Origin of the sequence: Flavobacterium kingsejongi (assembly GCF_003076475.1) — a bacterium.
GTDB lineage: Bacteria > Bacteroidota > Bacteroidia > Flavobacteriales > Flavobacteriaceae > Flavobacterium > Flavobacterium kingsejongi.
The window spans coordinates 857,329-878,194 of the sequence record NZ_CP020919.1; the positions used below are offsets into that span (position 1 = coordinate 857,329).

Below are 20,866 nucleotides of genomic sequence, written 5' to 3' on the forward strand. Positions count from 1 at the left end.
TCCGTCAATAAATCTTTTAGATATAAAACATGATATCTAAAAACAAGAAGAACCGATATCTATTTTAATTCCTACTTTTTATTACTATTAAACTAATTTGTTTATGCATCATTTATAGCATAATAGAACAGCCTTTTGCAATCTCATCATTTCTGAGCTTATAATTAAGACTTTGAATCCAATCTATTATAAATTCTTTTGCCAAAAAAACTTCTATCAAATAATGATATTTTCGCCGATTATTTTCTTTTATTTCTCCATCTTCTGCATAAGAAAGCAAGACATTGGAATCAAACTTTTCGATGTCTTCTTGGAAAATTATATAATCATCTTCTATCGAATCAATAGTACTAACTACATTAACTAATTTCATATTTAAAGATTTTAATTATTTACCCCATATTGCAAATCCTCCCTTACCGCCTCTGGATATAGAGTTTGCAAATAAGAACTGCCTATTGTATGCTGACTTTTAGGTACTAATTTTATCCATTCTTTTATTTTTGTTCTTTTAACCTTGCTTTTGTCTCGACTACTTTTTGTTTTAATTCTTCTGCTGTAACAAATCCTTTCCACAATTTAAAATCTTCTTTATATTCTGTAAATCGCTGGGATATATCACTTAAGTTAGAAAAGATAACATATTCAATATCTGTAAACGTACTTACGTCCATTTCATTAACAAATAAATTGTGGTACTCATTACAGAAAGTTGACTCATCAATTTTCTCCAATAAATATTGGTCAATAATCCAATCTAATTTGCCTTTATTCATTGCTTTAACTTTAGAATTTTTATGAATTTCCGGTCTTTTCATCGAAGCGGAAAGGAATAGTTATTTTTAAATTTATATTCTTGTTAAGTTAGTCAACTTGCTATTTTGAAAAATGTTTAGGATAAAAATCATCCTATTTTTGAGCACATGCTTCCAAATGCTCTAAAAAATAAGATCCTGGGAATCCCTTTGATTTTAACCATTGTATTTTATCACTATCGTTAAGTATTTTTTTGCCAAAGTTACTGCTGTAGCATCATTTGAGGAAAGTCGATAAGCCCATTCGAAAAGAATATTCTCAGGTTCATTTTCATAAGCTTTTTTTTGCATTTTAAAGGCTAAGCTTTCATCATTAGATTTTATATCATCATCTAATCCAAAATACCATTCAGAAATGTGAAGTATTTTGCCAATAAAGAATAAATATTCTGTGTTTTCTTTGAATTTAAAAAAAGATTGATTAAAATATTTTTTTAATAGTTCAGCCATATAATCATGTTCTAAAGCTGTATAGTCCTCTTCAACTAAAACATTATGTAATAAATAAATAGTTCTAATATAGGCTTCAACATCATCAGGATTATTTTTAATAGCATTTTGTACTAAATCAATAACGGGCTTCCAATCACGCTCTGCATGTTGACCAAATTGTTTTTCAACATTCTCAAATTGTTCTTTCCAATTCATAAGTAATATTTTAAGGTATAAACATTGTTCCTAATCTGGGAACGCCATTAACGACATTCCCTCTTAAATATACAGTTTGTCCACTTACAATAACGGGAACATCTTTAAATAAACCATTAGCTGGTAATTTTCCATTTGCAGAATTCAATACTGCTCTAACTGTATTTTCCTGTCCTCCTAACTGATTTACTAAAGATCCTAAATTATGTTTTGCAGGGAACAAATGTTCTAATTTATTTTGGTCTTTCATTACGATTGATACTGCATCATCAATTGTACTTTTAGTAAATTGTGTTAAAAGTTTAGCCTCAGCCTTAACCGCATATTTAGTACTCACTGCAGCCCAACCTAAAAAAGGTACCATCGAAGCTGTACTAATAGCAGCATTTACTTTATCGCCTCTGGCAGCATAAATAATAGCATTAAGCCCATCAGCAAATTCACCAATACCAGGAGCTAATCCAACTCCTTCAAGGATTTTCTGGAAACTCTCCAATTGTCGTTCTCTACCCTGTTCCCAAATATAATTATAAAAAGGGCTATTTCTATAAACATGGGTTCGAATCACATCCCCTGCTATAGAACTACCACCCGGACGAATAGTTACTGAAATTTCCGGTAAATTAACCACTTCCGTCAAATCCGTATACATTCCGCCCTGAATATCCACCATTCCGGTATATGATTGATTCACAAAAGAACCATATCCGTTATTCGTCCATATTGTATTTTTATTATCTGGACTATTATTCCAAAGCCCATTCATAAACGGATTTCCCCCCGCAATCAAACCCGTAGGGTCACTAAAAGATACTGGGTTGTTATTCCCAAACTGATAAGGGGTCATTGACATTCCCAGTTCTGATAAGGCGTCCATACTGTTAAATCGCCCTATGGCATTATCATATTGGCGGTAATCCATCGCCGTCATGTTCAACCCCAGCTCCGTCTGCAACTCCTGACCATTATACTTGTACTGATAAGCTTTTAAACCCTACCTCACACAGGCATGAGCGGTCAATTTAAAAACTACATGTTTCAAAGAACTTTTCTACGTTACGAAAATAGTTCTAATTGTTAAATATTCTCGATAATAAGTAAAATATATTTGCAGAATGTTAACTTTTAAAATAACTTTGCAATATGGCACGGAAGATAATTTTTCACGAAAACTATTTTATTGAGTTCTATCAGAAGCAGGATGAAAAGGTAAAAGTAAAAATCCAATATGTTCTCGAACTCATTAAACAGGTAGATAGGGTACCCGATAAATTCTTGAAGCATCTAACGGGAACGGACGGTCTTTATGAAGTAAGGGTGGAATACCAGTCTAATATCTACAGGATATTTTGCTGTTTTGATGAAGGGAAATTGGTGGTTCTCTTTAACGGTTTCCAGAAGAAAGACCAGAAGACGCCAAAGGGAGAATTGGAAAAGGCACTAAAATTGATGACCGAATATTTTGACCAAAAAGGATTATAAGATGAAAAAGCACGAAAAAATAAAATCATTTGACCAGCTAATTGAAGCGGAACATGGCAGGCTCGGAACTGAAAGCAGAAATCAGTATGAGGAAGGCTCCCAAATGTTCATTATCAGCGAAATGTTAAAAGAAGCTCGCAAGGAAGCCAAACTGACACAGGAGCAACTGGCGGAAAAGACTGGGACTAAAAAAAGCTACATTTCAAAATTGGAAAACGGCAAGGGCAACATCCAGCTTTCCACCTTAATCCGAATTTTTGAAATTGGTCTCAACAAAAGAATCGGATTGACCTTCCTGTAGAAAATCAAAGCCTATTTTTTTCCTGATAGGCTTTTTACTTGGCTATCTTTTTTTATTTGCCCCTAAGCAATAAATTAAACTTTTCAGAATCGTATTTATTAAATATCGACTTTATAAGTTCCTTTACATTTGTGGCAGCAGATTCTAGGAACAGTCCGTTTTTTAAAGCTATTTCACAGCCGCTATACGTATAGTAAAGGGCAATGCATATCGGGTCGCAAAATACCATTTTACCTGTCGCAACTCCATCTTTTAAAACAGGCAGTTTTTCTTCAACGGTGGAAAACCTTGATTCTAAAGTCAGCATCAGCTGAATCTCATTATCATTTAATTTCAATTTGTCCCTTAATGCAGCAACGTTAATCTGATTGACACCAAAGGCATCTGCTTTCACAAAATGTGAGTAATGTAATTTTTGTTGTTTCATATATACTTAATTTTAAATTGTTACTATTTGCTTTTGCCGAAATTCAGATAGGAAAGAAACGATTGATAAGCTCCCGTTGCTTCAAATTATCCATTTTTCGGTACTTTTCGGTAGTGCTTGGCCATTTGTGTCCAGCAAGTTCCTGAACGCTTTCCAAGGGCAGTTTCTTCTCGTTCATCCAATTTGAAATCACGCTCATTCGGATACTTCTAGGGTTCAGCTTTCTGTCGGGAAATAACGGATTCAATACCTCGATGACTGCAAAGATGCCTTCGACGGAAATGGGCTGGCCCAGCTTATTCAGCAGTAGCTTATTGCTCTTCCTTGCAACCCGTTTCATCATTTCGCCCCTTGTCTGGTTGATGTACCTGTCGAAAAGCAGAATCTGGGTTGAATCCAATTTCAGGGTTCGCCTGTTGAGCTTGCTTGAACCCTTGACATAAACCGTCCCGTTGTCCAAATCAATGTTGTCGGTATCGAGCCGTGTGAGTTCATCGCTGGTTAGCCCCTGATAGATGAGCAGTGATATCAGTACCTTGTTTCGGTTCTCCAGATGCCTGTACCTGTTTTCCCGATGCAACAGCAATTCCAATTCCTTACTGGAAAACAAATCCTGTAACTGGATGCTTTGGCCACTTCCTTTCTTCACGGTCAGGGTCTGGCAGGGATGGTCATTGCGTTCCCCGATAAAGATGAGGTAGTCGTAATACTTCTTGATTGCAGCCATTATCCTGATGCTGGTCTGGATATTTTTCGGATAGCTCTGGCGCACATCGGCAAGAAAGTTTACCATATTCTGGTACTTGTATTTCTTTGCCTTCGGATGGGTCTTGATGAAATTATTGATGGTGTACTGGAAAAACCGGTCAATTTGACCACCTAATTCCGGAGTAAATTGACCACCCGTTCCGGAGCAAACTGACCACCTAATTCCGGAGCAAATTGACCACCAAGTTTTGTGGTGAATTAAGTATTAAAAACTATTGATTTTTTCATGTTGTTAGAACCATACATTCGTTAAAAATTTACGGATTATGGCAAACAAAATAACAGACATGAGTAAAATTAGAAAAGTAATTAAATTCTATTGTAATGGAAAGAGTAAGTTATTTATAAGTAGCTACTTATCCCTTTCAAGAAATACGGTAAAGAAATATATTTCTTTATTTGAAGTTCTCGAATTAAGCTTTGAATTAATCGACCAAAAAACCGATGCAGAGCTGGAACTTTTATTCTCCCAGACTAGTGTAGAGGCCATTAGCCCGAGATTACAGACACTTTATGATTTTTTTCCTAAAATGGAACGTGAACTAAAAAAAGTTGGCGTTACCGTACAGCATATGTGGGAACAATATATTGCTGTAAATCCTGATGGTTATCGAACTTCACAATTTCATTATCATTACAATATATGGGGCAAACGAGTTAATCCGGTCATGCATATGAACCATAAGGCTGGTGATAAAATGTATGTTGATTATGCCGGAAAGACACTCTCAATTATTGATATAGATACTGGAGAAGTCAAAGAAGTACAATTTTTTGTAGCAATATTGGGCGCTAGCCAATACACGTATGCTGAAGCTTCCATGAGCCAGCAAAAGGAAAACTTTGTTGACTCGGTAGAAAATGCCATGCGCTTTTTTGAAGGCACTCCTGCCGCCATTGTTCCAGATAATTTAAAATCTGCCGTAATAAAAAGCAGTCGTTTTGAACCGACAATCAATGAAACCCTGGCTGATTTAGCAGAACATTACGAAACCACAATTTTACCTGCCAGAGCTTACAGGCCCAGAGACAAGTCACTAGTTGAAGGAGCTGTTAAGATATTATATCGAAGGATTTATGTAACCATAAAAGAAACTAAGTTCTTTTCTCTGGAAGAATTAAACCAGCAGATCTGGGATTTACTTGACTCTCACAATAACAGAAAACTGACAGGACGCCCTTATTCCAGGAGTAGTCGTTAGATTGTGTAAACGTAGAAATTGATTTTAATTTGATTTGAGATTTTAAGGCTTAGCCAAAAAACAACAGATCATTAAGTATAGAATTTAAAAGAACTACATTTAAATAATTTAAAAAGAGCGGATTATGATCGAAGATGGTAAATTACCCAAAGATTTTGCAAAGCAATTTAAAAACAAAGAAGACTTCCATACTTTTTTTCAAGACCTGTATAAACAAGGCATTGAACAGCTACTCCAGGGAGAATTGGATGCTCATCTGGGATATGAGAAGCATAATATTGACGGATACAATACAGGCAATAGCCGTAATGGTTCTTTCTCAAAGAATATAAAATCAGAGACTTTGGGCAATATGGTCCTGGCTATTCCCCGGGATAGAAATGGTGAATTCGAGCCTCAGGTCATCGGAAAAGGCCAATCGATGAGTGAAAAGATTGAAGATGCTATTTTAGGAATGTACAGTCGTGGAATGACCCGTAGTGATATTGTAGAACAAGTTAAAGAAGTTTATGGGATATCAGTAAGTGAGTCCACGATTTCGACCATCTCTGATAGAATACTGGCTGATGTTGATTTATGGACTAAAAGGGCTTTAGAACCACAGTATCTGATTGTTTGGATGGATGCTGTGCATATGAAAGTAAGAACAGATGGGAAATATGAAAACCATGCAATTTACATTGTAATCGGACTAAAAACAGATGGTAAGAAAGAAGTATTAGGAATGTGGCTAAATAAAGAAGAGTCGGCTTCATTTTGGATGACTGTACTCTCTGACATAAAATCTCGTGGAGTAAAGGATATTCTCATTGCCTGTACAGATAACCTTACCGGATTTACAAAAGCTATCAGAGGTGTTTTTCCAAATACAGAATCCCAGCTTTGCATTGTTCATCAAATAAGGAATAGCCTTAAGTTTGTAGTAGTTAAGGATAGAAAAGCATTTTGCAGTGCAATGAAAGAAGTATATACTGCAATAAATCAGGAAGAAGCCGTTTTAGCTCTGGCTGAATTTAAAAAAAACTGGGAAGCAAAATATAAATATGCCGTTTGCTCCTGGGAAAAGAATTGGGAAAATCTCATGCCTTTTTTGGCCTATCCTGCTGAAATCAGGAAAATAATGTACACCACAAATACAATAGAAAACTTAAACAGGGGAATTAGAAAATATACCAAAACAAAAGTGCAGTTCCCAGATGAAAAAAGCGTCAAGAAATCAGTCTATTTAGCAATACAAAATTGTGAAAAAAGCTGGATAAATGCAATACCAAGCTGGGGATTAATCATGAATCAGTTCTTGGTCATATTTGGAGAAAGGTGTAATATTAAACACTAAGAACTGTTTACACAAAATTTCGACCAGTCTCTCGCGACCACACCCAAGTGTGCTCCCGACACGTTCATTCGAGGTCGCGACCACACCAAACCGTGCTCCCGACCACGCCCAAGTGTGCACCGGACACGTTCATTCGAGGTCACGACCACACCAAAGTGTGCACGCGATACGTCCAAGGTGTGGTCGCGACACGTCCCAAGTGTGGTCGCGACACGTCACAGGTGTGGTCGCGACACGTCCGGGGACGCCAAAATATACGTCGGGGGACGTGTCGTAATAACGACGAAAATGAGTACAATGGGTACAGAATGGGCTTGCAGACCATACTATACAAAGCCCGGTAAAAAGATTTGGTAAATTTGAATATAATTTCAGTACAATCCCCCTTATTATGACACAAACCGCTATAACAATCCGGTTGGGTAAAGCAGAAGATACTGAAGCATTGATAGGGCTTGACACCACCATTCCGTACGATAAGCAACGGCCTGGCCAGATCCGGAAATGGATCGAAGCCAATACTTGTTATGTCATGCAAACAAAAGGCAGCATTATAGCCTATGGCGTTTTGCACTACCATTTCTTTGGGAATGCTTTTATCGAAATGCTCATGGTAGCTCAGAAATACCGACGAATGCATTTGGGGTCACAGCTGATCTCCTGTTTGAAACAAAACTGTACGCAACCCAAGCTTTTCACCAGTACCAATCAGTCCAATATTCCCATGCAAAATCTATTGGCACAATCCGGATTTAAAGCCAGTGGGGCAATCGAAAACCTGGATCCCAACGATCCGGAAATCATTTACTTTTGTGATCTAAAGGGGGAGAAGTAAGAGGTAAAAAGTAAGAAGGGAAAAGTGAAAGTGAAATGGTATGCGGGTACACCTTGATAATCTCAACACACTATAACATGAAGAAAAACCGAAAAAATGTTAACATCTATCCAAAGTCGGTCCTGCCGTTACCTTAAAAATCTATATTTGCCCCCATCGGGTCTTGATCACCGAATATGCTATACATGAAACAGTTCCTTTTTTCTGCTGTCCTTTTTCTGGGACTATTACTCACCGCCTGCAGCAGCAGCAAATCGGGGATTCCTGATGTGGCGGCCCCCTTGGAAAACATAAAAACGGATACCCTCGTCCTTTTTGACAGGGCCCGGGATCGTTCTATCCCGGTGGCCTATTACTACAATCGCAAAAGCAAACCCACCAAAGGGGTCGTATTCTTCAGTCATGGCTATGGCGCCAATAAAGGCGGTGACTACCTGGCCTACTCCTACCTCACTACTTTTTTAGCGTCCCACGGGTATTTTGTCGTGAGCCTGCAACATGAACTGCCCAGCGACGAACTGCTCCCGATGACAGGCGACCTGCAGCAGGTGCGCAAACCCAACTGGCAACGCGGATCGGACAACCTGCTCTTTGTCCTGAAATCCTTAAAATTCAGCCGCCCGGAAATGAATTACAACCAACTCACCCTTATCGGGCATTCCAATGGCGGGGACATGACCATGTTATTTGCCGCACAGCATCCCGAAGATATTGTAAAAGCCATTTCGCTGGACAACCGCAGGATGTTGTTGCCACGTGTGAGCACCCCAAAGATCTACTCCCTTCGTTCGACCGACCTTCCTGCTGATCAATGGGTAATCCCGACCAAAGCTGAACAGGAAAAATACGGCATCACGGTTATTACCCTGCCCAAAACCAACCATAGCGATATGGATGATAAGGGTACAGCTGCTCAAAAAGAAGAAATTCAAAACTATATTTTAGGTTTTTTAAAGGAATAGCACAATTCGGTAGCACTACGAGGACGGTATTCCTGAATTTCTGTTTATTTTTACAGTACGCTGAACACTACGATCATGACACATTCAAAGAAAATAGAAATTCATTTTAGCCGCCTGAAACTGATCAAGCTGCTGTGCTTTGCCTTTTTGTTCCTAGCCTGTGGTATCTGGATGCTCCGCTTCCAGCCCGATACGCAAAGTGTTTTCCTCGATAATCCGTATTTCAAGAATGGGATCGCAATACTGGCATTGCTCATGGGGAGTTTTGGCAGTTATTATGCGCTTAAAAAGCTCTTCACCCCCAAGCCCGCCCTGGTCATCGATGCATTGGGCATTATCGACCATAGCAGTGCGGTCGCCATTGGACGCATCCATTGGTCCGACATTACCGAAATCAGGGAACATAAAACACCAGCAGGAGCACTATCCAAACACCGCTTTATTGTAGTCCTGTTACAGGATCCCGCGGCCTACCTCTCCCGCCAGGCCCATGGCCTGAAACGCAAAACGATGGAAGCCAACCTCCGCCAGTGCGGCAGCCCGGTTACCCTCTCGGTCACGGGACTGGATACCACCTTTGAACTGCTGGAATCCGAATTGCAACAGGGACTGGCCACTTACCGCGATACCGAAGCGGAAACCATCGAAGCCATCGGAACCCCACTGCCCAAAGATCTACAGGAAAAAGTAGCCGCAGCCAACAAAGCTCATGAATACGCTATGGAAATTCAAAAGATGCTGGATGCCGAATTTGTCATTGCCGAACTGCAGGTGGCAGCCACCGCAGACCATACGCTGTCCATTACCGGTGTCGTCACCAACCAGGGGACCAAAGATGCCATTGGCGAATACCTGATGCTGCACACGGATACCCCGAAAGTATACAACGGGCTGACCCTCGAAGAAGAAGAGGCCTAAAAAGAAACCTACCATTCCGGGTAAGGGCTATCAGTAATCCTTCCGGAATCCATTCAAATTATACAATACCATGTTCCTAAAAAATAGCTTTGTACTCCTCATCGCCCTTAGTGCCATAGCCTGTACCGACAAAAAAGATCCATCGGGAAGCCCGCAAACAGCAATTACGGTTATAGACAGCATCCGTGACATCGATCCCGAAGTTGCGCTAACCGCCAGTGAAGACTTTACGACTTTCCTGGACCATTTCAGTACCGATTCGGTATTCCAGCTGAGCCGGGTTACCTTTCCCCTTACCATAAAACAATTAGGCGACGGTCCGGAAGAGCCGGAACTGGCTTCTGTGAGCATTGCCCAAAAGGACTACCACATTATGGATTTTGCCCACAATCCGGCAGTAGCCGATAAGACCATCACACAGAATATCAAAATCAACGGGGATACCGCAGTAGTAGAAATACGCGGTGTGGAAACCGACTTTTATACCGATTTTATATTTGTGCGCCACGCTGGCAAATGGCGCCTGAAAACCTGGAATGACATGTCCCTTTAACTCCTCATACCGATGCGCCTGAGTACCACTACATCCCTGAGTCCGGCACAAAAAGAACACCTCTTGCAACTCTGGAATACGGAATACCCGGAAAAACTCCGGTATGCTACTATTTCGGGACTGGAGGCTTACCTCAACGGATTAGCACAAGCAGAACATCACCTCATCGAAGAAGAATCGGGTAAAATATTGGGATGGGCAGTCACTTTCCTGCGGGAGTCCGGGACCTGGTTTGCCATCATCCTGAACCACACGATCCAGAAACAAGGCCACGGAAGAATACTCCTGAACCGGATCAAAGCCCGTCATCGCGTACTGAACGGATGGGTGATCGATCATGACAACGACCGAAAGTCCGATGGTACGTCCTATCGGTCACCATTGGAATTTTACCGCAAAGAAGGATTTGTGGCCTGCCCGGAGCTACGACTCGAAACACCACAGCTTTCTGCACTAAAAATTACCTGGGAGGCCACTGCCAAAGTGTAACCCGGTAAAAAATAATCCCTATTGATTAAGCTTCGGCAAAGCGTTCCAATAATGCGCGCACCTCAACGGTATCCTGTACAAAGTATTTGGCACTCGTTTTCTGGAAGCCTACTTTAACGGTGTAGGCACTGGGTGGTAATTCTTCAAACATATACTCGTCGGTCCAGTCGTCGCCCATGGCAAAAATATAGTCGTACTGCGCCCCGGCTAATAATCGGGAAGAAGCCCGGCCTTTATTGACACTGCTGCTTTTAATTTCCAATACCTTATTCCCTTCCAGTACCGAAAGTCCATTGTTGGAAATCAGGCTTGTGAGTACAGCAGTAAGTTCCTGTACCCGCATTTGGGCGAGTTCCGGATCGGACTTGCGGTAATGCCACGCCAATGAATAATTCTTTTCTTCGACAAAAGAGCCCGGTGTCCGGTTGACATAGGTTTCCAATATCGGGCGGATGTTGTCCTTCCAACTGGTATTCAGCCGTTCTAAGGGTTTCCACTCTTTGCCTTTGCGGCGCAGCCAAACCCCGTGATCGGTAATGAGGGAATAGTTTTTATCCCCAAACCATTGTTCGATCGTAGCCTTATCCCGACCGCTGACAATGGCAATTTCGGTACGGCCATCGGCACTAATACGATCTAAGAGCGCAAACAATGCGGGATCAGGTATGGCATCCATCGGGTGGTTTTTAAACCCGACCAGTGTGCCGTCATAATCCAGGAGCAACAAGCGCTTGCCGGCTTTTTTATAATTGGTAAACATCGCTTCCTGATGGCTGTCATCCCATTTCCGGGAAGTAAATACCGGCAGTATGTTCTTGGTTTCTTCTAATGCGGAGATAAAATCGGCTGCCCATTTCTCTACCGTGTTGGGTTGTAGCCTTTTCTGTAAGATGCCCATACGCGAACGCTGTTCTTCGATCGGCATTTCGAGGGCATACTTGATGGTATCGGCGATCTGTTCAAAATTATTGGGGTTGATCAGCAGGGCTTCAGTCAGCTCTTTGGCTGCTCCTGCCATTTCACTCAATATCAGCACACCATCCTGGTGGATCCGGGTTGCCACATATTCCTTGGCGACCAGATTCATCCCGTCCCGGATAGGGTTGATCAGTGCGACCGGTGCCGTAGCATACAGCGTGATCAGTCCCTCAAACGGCATGGAACGGTAAAAGTACCCGATGGGGGTCCAGTTGATCGTCGAGAATTGCCCGTTGATACGGCCCACCAGTTCATCGGTTTCCCGTTTTAGCTTTTGGTACTGCGGCACATTGGACCGGGAAGGCACGGCGAGCATAATCAGTTGTACTTTTTCTTTAAATTGAGGGTATTTGTTCAGGAAGTATTCAAAGGCCCGAATCCGGTTTGGGATGCCTTTTGTATAATCCATCCGGTCGATGGAAACAATAGTTTGCACCTCATCCAGAGCCGGCGTACCATCGGGAACCGCGAGGGGCTGCTCTTCCAGTTGCCGTTGTGCCTCCTGCTGCACTGCCGTCTGGTAAAATTTATCATAATCAATCCCCATCGGAAAAGAATCCACTTTGACCATACGGTTCTGGCAGGTGATCTCGTTGAATTTTACTTCATAGTTCAGGATGCGTTTTACCGAACTCAGGAAATGCCGCTCATAGTCGTAGGTATGGAAACCAATGAGGTCCGATCCCAGCATGCCCTGTAATACTTCTTCCCGCCAGGGGAACGTGCGCAGGATCTCATAGGAAGGGAAAGGGATGTGCAGGAAGAACCCTATCGTAACCCCGGGCTTTTTGTCCCGGATCATTTGGGGCACCAGTAACAGCTGGTAATCGTGTACCCATACATTATCCCCATCTTCCAGGTGTTCCAGCACCGCATCGGCAAATTTCTGGTTGACCGCCTGGTAGGATTTCCATTGGCCCAATTCAAATTCGGCATATTCCATAAAGTAATGGAACAACGGCCACAACCCTTTATTGCTGAACCCAAAATAAAAATCTTCCACTTCGGCTCCCGTTAAGAGAACCGGGATACAGCGCTCCCGGGTAATCGCTTCGTGGGCTTTGGCCGATAAGGCCGGGGTAAGTTCCTCTTCTTTCAATCCGGACCATCCGATCCATAAACTGTTTCCTTCTGCATGAACCGATTTTAATCCGGTTGCCAGCCCGCCTACACTGGGATGTATCTCCAATTCATTCTTTTTTACTTTTACATCAAGGGGTAGTCTGTTCGAAACAATTATCGTCTTTTTCATATCATCCGTTTTGGTTAACAAGTGTGCTTTTCGTAAATTTAGGGAAAACTTAGGTCTTAACCTGTTAAAAACTACAAAATGGACAACTTAGATTATGGGATAATTGGGAATTGCAGAAGTGCCGCTTTAGTATCAAAAACCGGTTCGATCGTATGGTGCTGCCTACCTGAATTTGACTCCTCCTCGGTATTTGCCCGACTGCTGGACGATGAAAAAGGCGGGAGCTTTGACCTCCTCACTACCCCCGATTATACCACCACACAAACCTACCTGGAAAACACCAGTATCCTGATTACTACATTTCACAATGGCACAGACTCCTTTGAAGTACTGGACTTTATGCCCCGCTATAAAAAAACCAATGGTGCGAGTTATACCCCACCGGAGATCATCCGGTACCTGCGCCCAAAATCCGGGAAACCAAAATTCCGGGTCGGGTACAACCCCAAATTAGAATATGCTTTGGGCGAAACCATCACCCATGTCAAAGAGGACTTTATCATCAGCCTGACCCATACCAAAAAGTTTGACAGCCTTTTCCTGTACAGCAATTTTGACCACAACAGCATTGTTGCAGGCGAAGAGATCACACTGGAAGCCGACGGCTACTTTGTACTGGGTTATAATGAAAAAATATTCAATCCGACCCTCCATAAAATCAGCCTGGAACTGGAGCGTACCAAAATGTACTGGCTGGAATGGAACGAGAAAACGCCCTGCTATAAAAAATACAACCGCGAAATTGCCCGTAGTGCGATTACCCTGAAATTACTCAACTACGAAAAAACAGGAGCCGTACTGGCTGCGGCGACCACGTCACTACCGGAAACCATCGGTGAAGTACGCAACTGGGATTACCGTTTCTGCTGGATTCGCGATGCCTCGATGGTGATCAAAGTGATCTCGGAACTGGGCCACAAGAAAATGGCCAAAAACTATATGGATTTTATCATAGACCTGATTCCGGACAAAGATGAAAAACTACAGATCATGTATGGGATCAATAAGGAAAAGAAACTGACCGAGGAATTCTTAGACCACCTGAGTGGCTACCAGGGATCAAAACCGGTACGGATTGGAAACGCAGCTTTCGAACAGCGGCAGAATGATATTTATGGGATCCTGATGGATGTGATCCACCAGCAATTTGTCCACTTTAGTACCGATATCGAAAATGGGGAAGAGCTCTGGAACATCACCAAAGGTATTGTATGGGTGGTGAGCAAACACTGGACGGAACCGGACAAAGGAATCTGGGAGTTCCGGACCGAAGAGCGGCATTTTACCTTTTCGAAAGTCCTGTGCTGGGTAGCCATTGACAAAGCCATTAAAGTCGCCCGCATATTGGGCAAAGATTCCAAAGCGGCCAAATGGGAGGAACTGGAAAAGGAGATCAGGAACGATATCTATGCCCATGCCTGGAATGAGGAAGTACAGGCCTTTACCCAATCCTACGGATCGGCAGATCTCGATGCTTCGGTACTGCTGATGGAGCCCTATGGTTTTATTGCCGCCAGGGATCCGAAGTACATCAGTACGGTCAAAGCCATCGAACGGGAACTCAGCAATGATGGCCTGTTGTACCGCTACAAAAACAAAGATGATTTTGGATTGCCCTCGTCCTCCTTTACCATCTGTACCTTTTGGTTCATCAACAGCCTTTACAAAATCGGGGAACGCGAAAAAGCGGAACGTCTTTTTGAACGCCTGCTCTCCTATAGCAACCACCTGGGATTGTTTAGCGAAGACATCGACTTCAAGACCAAACGCCTGTTGGGGAATTTCCCACAAGCCTATTCCCACCTCGCCCTGATCGAAACTGCTATTAACCTGTCCACCACCACCGAAGAAGAAAAGGTCATGGATGCCATGCGCTAAATAAAAAACACGATGAGAACACGACCATCACGACGCACACCTCCGGTATCCAGAGGGGTGCTGTTCAGCATTGGGGCTTCGGTCCTGGTGTCCTGGATTTGCCTGGAAACGCACCTCCTCCAAAACAGCTGGGGACTGCTCACCAAAAATGGGTATACTATCCCCAAAGAAAGTTCCATCTTCGCCTTTCATGCCACTACCATGAATCCCGGAAACGGGGATTGGTGGCTGTATGGCGAAGACAGCAATTACTATTACAGCCAGGCGGCTACGGGGAAAAATACGGCCTATGTTGCCATTGCCAAAAGCAAAACTGCCGACTGCATGGACTTTGACCCCAAAAATGTACAAACCTGGTGCCCCTAAACACGTTTTATAATGATAACCGATTTTCAGCCTACCGCCTATACCCTGATCCGGGACCTGGTTATTGCGATACATACAAATGCAACTACTCTATTATATACAAAATTCAACCTCACCGATGCGGTATGGAAAGAATTACAGGAAGAGCTGGATCATTTTTACGGACCGGAAAGACAATTGGGAATTGCCCCGATAGCGCAGGCTTTTGACAACAGCAGCCGCGACAGGCCTTATATCGCACTTTTCCCAATGCAGGAACCGGAAACCTGGGGCGTGGAATGTGTGCTTTGGAACCACGGAAAGCCCAGCGATGCAATCCTCCACCTGAAACTGCATCACCTGGAGGCTGCCTGGATGTTACGCTACAGTTACCTTGGTGCTTAAGGATTTGGTTCCATCCATTTTCTTAAAAATATCTAAAAATGGTATGCCGGCACGATAAAGACCCGTATTTTTAAAATCCAAATGTAAACCTATGCACCGCCTACCCCTCTTTGTATGCCTCTTTTTATGTAGCCTTTCTTTTGCCCAAAAAGCAGGCACCACCTACACTGATGATGAAGGTGCAACTGTACCGGAGGCGAATGCAACCTATAAAACAGTGACCACTACATTGTCTGATACGGCCTATACCGTCGAATATTTTGATGCCAGAAGCAATCGGAAGCTCAGTACCGAAACCCATAATACAATGACCAAGATGGATTCGTATGTGTATTATGAAGAAGGTACAGTAAGTGCCAAACAATATTATACCAATGCGCTGCCTTCGGGCCAATGGACACGCTATGAAAATGGCAAACCGGTGGCTACATTAAACTATGATGCTGCTACAGCTTATTATACAGCACAAGTGGCTGAAAATGCCAAATCCGCAACAGCAGAACCTACCATTAGTGTATCACAACCCTCCTCCGGGGATACCAATGCCGGAAAATTTACAGCTGCCGAATTTAGCGGCGGGAATTTCATCAGCTATTTTAGCGATCAGCTGTTTGTAAATGACCACCTCAGCGAAGCGCTCCAGGAATCGGGTTTCAACAACCAGAAGATCATCATCCGGTTTACTATTGACACCAAGGGTGTTCCTACCGATATTGACATCCGTAACTGCCTCAATCCTGAATTTCAGATCGAGATCATGCGTGTGATCCTGAGTGCCCCAAAATGGAAACCGGCCTACAGAGGCACTGTCGCCGTACAGGATTCCAAAGTGATTCCCTTTACCTTTAAATTCGAAGAATAAGCTGCAGTAAGACCAAAGCCGTTAACCCGCAAAAGTGACTACCTGCGGTCGAAGCCCTACTAAACAGTCTCACCGAATACTTTAAATACTACCCTATCTATAACCTTAACCCCAATTAAAATGAGTGTATTTGATTTTTTAAAACCCAAAAAAGAAGAACAGGAAGAAACCACACAACAGGAAACCAACCTCTTGCTGGCCATGCCATTATACAATGGTACTGATTCCTATAATGTCCGTGCTGTAATTGACCAACTCCAAAACTATTGGGGACTTGAAGTGTCGGATATTGAGGGGCTTGAAGGCGCAGACGAAGATGCGGTTACCTTTACCCTGGATGGCGAAATGGTCGCTATGGCCAAAATGCCGGTGCCGGTGCCTGCCGAAGAAATCCAATCGACTGCCGAGTATGCTTACCTCTGGGAAACGGCAGCAACAGATTGTAAAGACCATACCTCCCATGCTATAGTGACCCTGCTTTCGGGCAATGCGCCTACTATAGAACGCTATAAATTATTTACGATGTTATTGGCTTCGATACTGGAAACCTCCAACGCTATCGGGATCTATCAGGGAGAACAGACATTGCTATTGCCGAAAGCATTGTACTTAGAGTATGCCGATTTCCTGAGAGAAGAGGATCAAAGCCCATTAGCATTATGGGTGTACATCGGACTGGTAAATGATGGTACTACCTGTAGTGCGTATACCTACGGACTGAGTGGGTTTGGCAAACAGGAGATTGAAGTGGTTCATTCTGATAAGAATATCGGGGAACTGTATGATTTTATCACCATGATTGCCCTCTATATCATTGATTACGATGTGACCTTGCGCCACGGCGAAACGATCGGTTTCAGCGAGGAAGAGAAAATCAAAATCACGGCTTCCAAAGGGGCATTCCTCGATGGTGAAACCCTGAAAATTGAATACAATTAATCCAAAAAACCAAAAAACAATGTCCCATTTTGAACTGACCAACCACCAGCGGTTGCATTTGGGGTTACGCCCTGTTGCCACCCACTGGGATCGGATAGTATTCCCAAAAGGACTGGTGTGTTTTTTCGAACAGGACACGATCCGGAAAGCGATTATCAGTGTACAGGACCTAACGGAACTGTACACCGAAATCGACCTGGATATCCAAACGGCGACCCGAACCCAAATACTCTCCAAGACCGGAAAAGGCAAAGCGAAAACCATTACAGCCAATACGATATTCGATTACAGTCCCAGAGTCGCCTGCCTGCGAGTCACGATCTCCACATTGGAAAATGAAAAACCATTTACGATCTACAGTACGATAGGCAAACGTGAACTCGACTTTACCCATAATGCTCCCGGCCTACAGGAAAGTATGACACTCGAAGCATTTGGGATGGCACTGGACCGGTTCATTGCTACACTTCCGGAATCGCATCTTCCCACAGTAGCCCTGCTACAAAACCTTCCGGATATAAAAACAAAACCAGTACGGTTTAAGAGTGGTGATTTTTTTGCCGTTCCTGTACGCTATGACCTGTATGGAAATCCAGTACACTATACCTTTGGAAGGCATTTGCTGAATATTGCTGCACTCCGAAAACAAAAAGGACTATTGCCCCAATTACACCAATGGAACAGCCTGATGACCATAGTGCAACTGGTTACCCTCTATGATTCGGATTCCGGCACACTCGATCCGGATCTTTTTGCGCTTTCCCAAACCAGGACTATTCCTGCTTTTCACATGATGGATAACCGCCTGATGCGGGGTGAATATCCTATCATCGGACATCTTCCTTTAGCCCCGGAAGCACTGAACTTCCCAATGCATCTTTTTGCCCGTAAAGGGACTGTCAACTTTGGATGGGGAATCTGTTACATCGAAAACATCAATTTCCAGCCCCAATCCCCTCCGGCACCTACGCTGGAAAATAATGGCGTAAACAGTGCCGCTGAAATACGGGTTTTGGAAAAACTGCGTGCAGGGGCTTCTGTTTATGATGAATACTGGGACCTGCAACATCCTGAGAACACCGAACTGATGGCAGGTGTATTTGCAGCTATGGGGGTTTCCCCTACGATTACCTATGATGATTTTTGCCATGCTTTTGGCTATCCCGATCGCAAAGCACTACTCGAAATGACAAAGCATTTAAATTAAGAATTAACGCACCTACCAATGGCAACGACCTTACACGATTTTCAAAACCGGATTTCAAAACTCAATGATGACTTCTTGTGGTATTCGGATAAAAAAGCACCTGCAACAACTGCGCAAATTCAACAGTATGAAACGGAAAACAGCCTTGCCTTTTCTGACGACATCAAAGAATTCCTGCTCACCTACGGCACTGCAATATTAGAAGTGGTAGCACCGATCTGGCCCCGACCAAATGAAGGCGATGTGGTACCCAACTGGGAATTTGGTTATGGTTTTTTTATCTATGGACTCTCTTCCGGAACCGATGCTATCGAATGGATGCAGTATGCTGCTCCAAAATCGAAAGAAGGGATCTCCGGGCAACTCATCTTCAAGAAAAGTGGAAACCTTTACCGGGCTTATGCACACCAACAGGCTATTCTGATCGAGGACGGTATCTATGATTCGGAAACCACCGTATTTGATGGTAATTTCTACGATTTCCTGATTGCTGAAATTAATATCCTGGAAAGTGACTACCAGGAATACATCGCACGCTATTAAAGCTCCGATTTAATCTTTTCCCGGTGTCCGGCACCCCATTGTATCAGTAGAGCAGTTATCGGTACGGTAGAGAACCCATATTCGGTTAGCGCATACGTAACCGTCACAGGTTTTGTAGCATGTACCTCGCGGGTCACTAAAAGATTTTGCTCGAGCTCCTTTAGTTCCTTCGAAAGCATCTTGGCAGAAATGCCATCCATCTCGAGTTGTATTTTCTTAAAGTTATTGGCTTCTGAAGGACGCCTGGAGAGGTAATTGATAATCAATAGTTTCCACTTCCCGCCTAATAATTCCAGGCTATCGCGGAGGGCCATCCGTTCCTGCCTGCAAACTGGTTTTCCTGTCATATCGTTTGCCATCACTGTAGTCGTTTAGAGTGGTAAAGGTAAAGCATTTGCCTTGAAATTGTGGAGTCAGGATGCATCTGCGGGTAACCCCAAGGTAACCCATAGCCGAGTTCCGGGTGGGTTTGGCGAACTTTGCCCAAAAATAGAAAAAATGCCAGACCGCAACAAGATTCCCCGCCGTATTATCACCGGAAAACAGAATGGTAAATCGGTTATTGTGGAAGATGCCGACACCTCTAATGTCGTCGAACATTTTCCCGGTCTTTTCATCTCCGACCTCTGGACGACAGACACTATGCCGGTTGTACTCTCTGATACCCATCAGATGCCCAATTATCCCATGCCGCAACTTCCGCACATGGGTTCGCTCTTTCGCCACGTCATCATTCCGCCGGATAAGGAATTGGGGCTTACGGCAGCACCTGGGCAACCGCACCCGCTTATGCACGAGACAGCCACCCTGGATTATATCATTATTCTATCGGGAGAAATTTACCTGATTATGGAAGAAGGAGAAACACTACTACGCGCCGGTGACCTCGTAGTACAACGCGGTACCAATCATGCTTGGAGCAACCGATCGGAACAGCCCTGTATACAGATTGCCATTGTCCTGGACGCTGCATTGCCCCTTACATAAACACTTCCCTGAGGACCTCGAGCGATTTCGGCTTTCGGAATCCGCTGAGGTGTGCCTCATAATAATTCACCAGGATCCTGAGCAGCAATTGCCGCTCGATGACATGGAAGCTTTTCGGTGCATCGCCCAGACGCAGCCCAAGCAGCTTTTTAAGGAGTTGTGTTTCATGTTCTGTCAGGCAGCTGATGCCGTGGAATGGGGTAAAAATGCCTTCGTTGATTTCAAAGTAAGGAAAATCAGAATCGGAAGTGTCCGGGTAAAACCCAAGGTATTTCGTGATTTGAAGCAGTACGATGAGGTGGAAATCGGCCATTTCCTCATGGGTATCCAGCCAGACCAGAGCCGTCTCGATAAAGTCAAAAAGGCTTTCGTTTTTTTCTTCTTCATGGATGCTGTGGTGTAATACTTCGGAAAGGAAAAGCACAATGGTACTCTTGAGTATATTCGTAGGAATCGTCTGGTACGGGATACTGACCCGGACTTCGCGAAAACTTTCCAATGTTCCCTTGTTTTTATGGTTCGCCTCGATTTCCAGAATCATCAGCGGCTGGAAATAGGCAATCTTTTGTTTGTTGTTCTTACCGGAAAAGGCATTCTGGACGAAATAGCTTTTCAGGCCATCCGATTGGGTAAAACATTTGACGATCAGGCTTTTTTCCTTGAACTTCAATGCCGATAGTACTATAGCTTTGGTGGTCACCAACATGTGCAGCGGTATTCAATAGGCCGTAGCC

General features: G+C 43.4%; 25 protein-coding genes and 1 pseudogene. 17 read left to right on the forward strand and 9 right to left on the reverse strand.

The features are described 5' to 3' along the window. Nucleotides 1-112 precede the first annotated feature (112 nt). The 4 genes and pseudogenes from FK004_RS03700 to FK004_RS03715 all read right to left on the reverse strand — a co-directional run. Nucleotides 113-373: a hypothetical protein gene (locus tag FK004_RS03700; RefSeq protein WP_108736041.1), complete on the reverse strand. Its 261-nt coding sequence runs from the start codon at nt 371-373 to the stop codon at nt 113-115. Between the two features lie 124 nt (nt 374-497). After that, nucleotides 498-818 carry a hypothetical protein gene (locus tag FK004_RS03705; RefSeq protein ID WP_108736042.1) on the reverse strand — a complete coding sequence of 107 codons (321 nt, stop codon included), beginning with the start codon at nt 816-818 and terminating at the stop codon, nt 498-500. A gap of 153 nt (nt 819-971) precedes the next feature. Next, a complete protein-coding gene (locus FK004_RS03710) occupies nt 972-1,463 on the reverse strand; it encodes a hypothetical protein (protein ID WP_108736043.1) in 492 nt (163 codons plus the stop codon). A 10-nt stretch (nt 1,464-1,473) separates the two neighbouring features. After that, a pseudogene (locus FK004_RS03715) lies at nt 1,474-2,430 on the reverse strand (RHS repeat-associated core domain-containing protein); the annotation flags it as partial. Nucleotides 2,431-2,606: 176 nt separating this feature from the next. Here FK004_RS03715 and FK004_RS03720 point away from each other — a divergent pair. Beyond that, a complete protein-coding gene (locus FK004_RS03720; protein WP_108736045.1) occupies nt 2,607-2,945 on the forward strand; it encodes a type II toxin-antitoxin system RelE/ParE family toxin in 339 nt (112 codons plus the stop codon). A 1-nt stretch (nt 2,946) separates the two neighbouring features. Continuing rightward, nucleotides 2,947-3,246 carry a helix-turn-helix domain-containing protein gene (locus tag FK004_RS03725; protein ID WP_108736046.1) on the forward strand — a complete coding sequence of 100 codons (300 nt, stop codon included), beginning with the start codon at nt 2,947-2,949 and terminating at the stop codon, nt 3,244-3,246. Between the two features lie 52 nt (nt 3,247-3,298). On the opposite strand, the gene FK004_RS03730 is transcribed toward FK004_RS03725, so the two are convergent. Continuing rightward, nucleotides 3,299-3,673, reverse strand: a complete 375-nt coding sequence (locus FK004_RS03730; protein WP_108736047.1) for a hypothetical protein — start codon at nt 3,671-3,673, stop codon at nt 3,299-3,301. 43 nt (nt 3,674-3,716) lie between these two features. After that, on the reverse strand, nt 3,717-4,466 hold the full coding sequence (locus FK004_RS03735; RefSeq protein ID WP_108736048.1) for a tyrosine-type recombinase/integrase: 750 nt from the start codon (nt 4,464-4,466) through the stop codon (nt 3,717-3,719). 241 nt (nt 4,467-4,707) lie between these two features. Here FK004_RS03735 and istA point away from each other — a divergent pair, with 241 nt between their 5' ends. The 7 genes from istA (at nt 4,708) to FK004_RS03770 (ending at nt 10,736) form a co-directional block, all read left to right on the forward strand. Beyond that, a complete protein-coding gene (istA, locus tag FK004_RS03740) occupies nt 4,708-5,643 on the forward strand; it encodes an IS21 family transposase (protein WP_108736049.1) in 936 nt (311 codons plus the stop codon). 124 nt (nt 5,644-5,767) lie between these two features. Next, nucleotides 5,768-6,979, forward strand: coding sequence for an IS256 family transposase (locus FK004_RS03745; RefSeq protein WP_108735429.1), 1,212 nt, complete (start codon nt 5,768-5,770; stop codon nt 6,977-6,979). Nucleotides 6,980-7,370: 391 nt separating this feature from the next. Beyond that, nucleotides 7,371-7,814: a GNAT family N-acetyltransferase gene (locus FK004_RS03750; RefSeq protein ID WP_108736050.1), complete on the forward strand. Its 444-nt coding sequence runs from the start codon at nt 7,371-7,373 to the stop codon at nt 7,812-7,814. Nucleotides 7,815-7,999: 185 nt separating this feature from the next. Continuing rightward, entirely contained in the window at nt 8,000-8,776 is a 777-nt protein-coding gene (locus FK004_RS03755) for an alpha/beta hydrolase (protein ID WP_108736051.1), read from the forward strand. Nucleotides 8,777-8,851: 75 nt separating this feature from the next. Next, entirely contained in the window at nt 8,852-9,694 is an 843-nt protein-coding gene (locus tag FK004_RS03760; RefSeq protein WP_108736052.1) for an STM3941 family protein, read from the forward strand. A gap of 70 nt (nt 9,695-9,764) precedes the next feature. Next, the gene (locus FK004_RS03765; protein WP_108736053.1) at nt 9,765-10,247 is read left to right on the forward strand and encodes a DUF4348 domain-containing protein; all 483 of its coding nucleotides are present in this window, start codon (nt 9,765-9,767) and stop codon (nt 10,245-10,247) included. 12 nt (nt 10,248-10,259) lie between these two features. Next, complete coding sequence (locus FK004_RS03770) at nt 10,260-10,736, forward strand: GNAT family N-acetyltransferase (RefSeq protein WP_108736054.1); 477 nt, start codon at nt 10,260-10,262, stop codon at nt 10,734-10,736. A 25-nt stretch (nt 10,737-10,761) separates the two neighbouring features. Here the strand turns inward: FK004_RS03770 and FK004_RS03775 are convergent, their stop codons facing one another. After that, nucleotides 10,762-12,966, reverse strand: coding sequence for a bifunctional alpha,alpha-trehalose-phosphate synthase (UDP-forming)/trehalose-phosphatase (locus FK004_RS03775; protein WP_108736055.1), 2,205 nt, complete (start codon nt 12,964-12,966; stop codon nt 10,762-10,764). A 78-nt stretch (nt 12,967-13,044) separates the two neighbouring features. Here FK004_RS03775 and FK004_RS03780 point away from each other — a divergent pair, with 78 nt between their 5' ends. The 7 genes from FK004_RS03780 (at nt 13,045) to FK004_RS03810 (ending at nt 19,145) form a co-directional block, all read left to right on the forward strand. Beyond that, a complete protein-coding gene (locus FK004_RS03780; protein WP_108736056.1) occupies nt 13,045-14,844 on the forward strand; it encodes a glycoside hydrolase family 15 protein in 1,800 nt (599 codons plus the stop codon). A 12-nt stretch (nt 14,845-14,856) separates the two neighbouring features. Continuing rightward, on the forward strand, nt 14,857-15,210 hold the full coding sequence (locus tag FK004_RS03785; RefSeq protein WP_108736057.1) for a hypothetical protein: 354 nt from the start codon (nt 14,857-14,859) through the stop codon (nt 15,208-15,210). Between the two features lie 12 nt (nt 15,211-15,222). Then, the gene (locus tag FK004_RS03790; protein ID WP_108736058.1) at nt 15,223-15,594 is read left to right on the forward strand and encodes a hypothetical protein; all 372 of its coding nucleotides are present in this window, start codon (nt 15,223-15,225) and stop codon (nt 15,592-15,594) included. 91 nt (nt 15,595-15,685) lie between these two features. Continuing rightward, complete coding sequence (locus FK004_RS03795; protein ID WP_108736059.1) at nt 15,686-16,456, forward strand: TonB C-terminal domain-containing protein; 771 nt, start codon at nt 15,686-15,688, stop codon at nt 16,454-16,456. Between the two features lie 120 nt (nt 16,457-16,576). Beyond that, entirely contained in the window at nt 16,577-17,395 is an 819-nt protein-coding gene (locus FK004_RS03800; protein WP_193844354.1) for a DUF4261 domain-containing protein, read from the forward strand. Between the two features lie 19 nt (nt 17,396-17,414). Further along, complete coding sequence (locus tag FK004_RS03805) at nt 17,415-18,602, forward strand: immunity 26/phosphotriesterase HocA family protein (RefSeq protein ID WP_157956023.1); 1,188 nt, start codon at nt 17,415-17,417, stop codon at nt 18,600-18,602. Nucleotides 18,603-18,620: 18 nt separating this feature from the next. Beyond that, a complete protein-coding gene (locus FK004_RS03810; RefSeq protein WP_108736061.1) occupies nt 18,621-19,145 on the forward strand; it encodes a hypothetical protein in 525 nt (174 codons plus the stop codon). Here the strand turns inward: FK004_RS03810 and FK004_RS03815 are convergent. After that, complete coding sequence (locus FK004_RS03815) at nt 19,142-19,504, reverse strand: winged helix-turn-helix transcriptional regulator (protein WP_108736062.1); 363 nt, start codon at nt 19,502-19,504, stop codon at nt 19,142-19,144. The two genes, FK004_RS03810 and FK004_RS03815, sit on opposite strands and share 4 nt — an antisense overlap. Nucleotides 19,505-19,643: 139 nt before the next feature. Here FK004_RS03815 and FK004_RS03820 point away from each other — a divergent pair, with 139 nt between their 5' ends. After that, entirely contained in the window at nt 19,644-20,132 is a 489-nt protein-coding gene (locus FK004_RS03820; protein ID WP_108736063.1) for a cupin domain-containing protein, read from the forward strand. On the opposite strand, the gene recO is transcribed toward FK004_RS03820, so the two are convergent. Then, a complete protein-coding gene (recO, locus tag FK004_RS03825; protein WP_108736064.1) occupies nt 20,125-20,838 on the reverse strand; it encodes a DNA repair protein RecO in 714 nt (237 codons plus the stop codon). The genes FK004_RS03820 and recO overlap by 8 nt on opposite strands. Between the last annotated feature and the right edge of the window lie 28 nt (nt 20,839-20,866).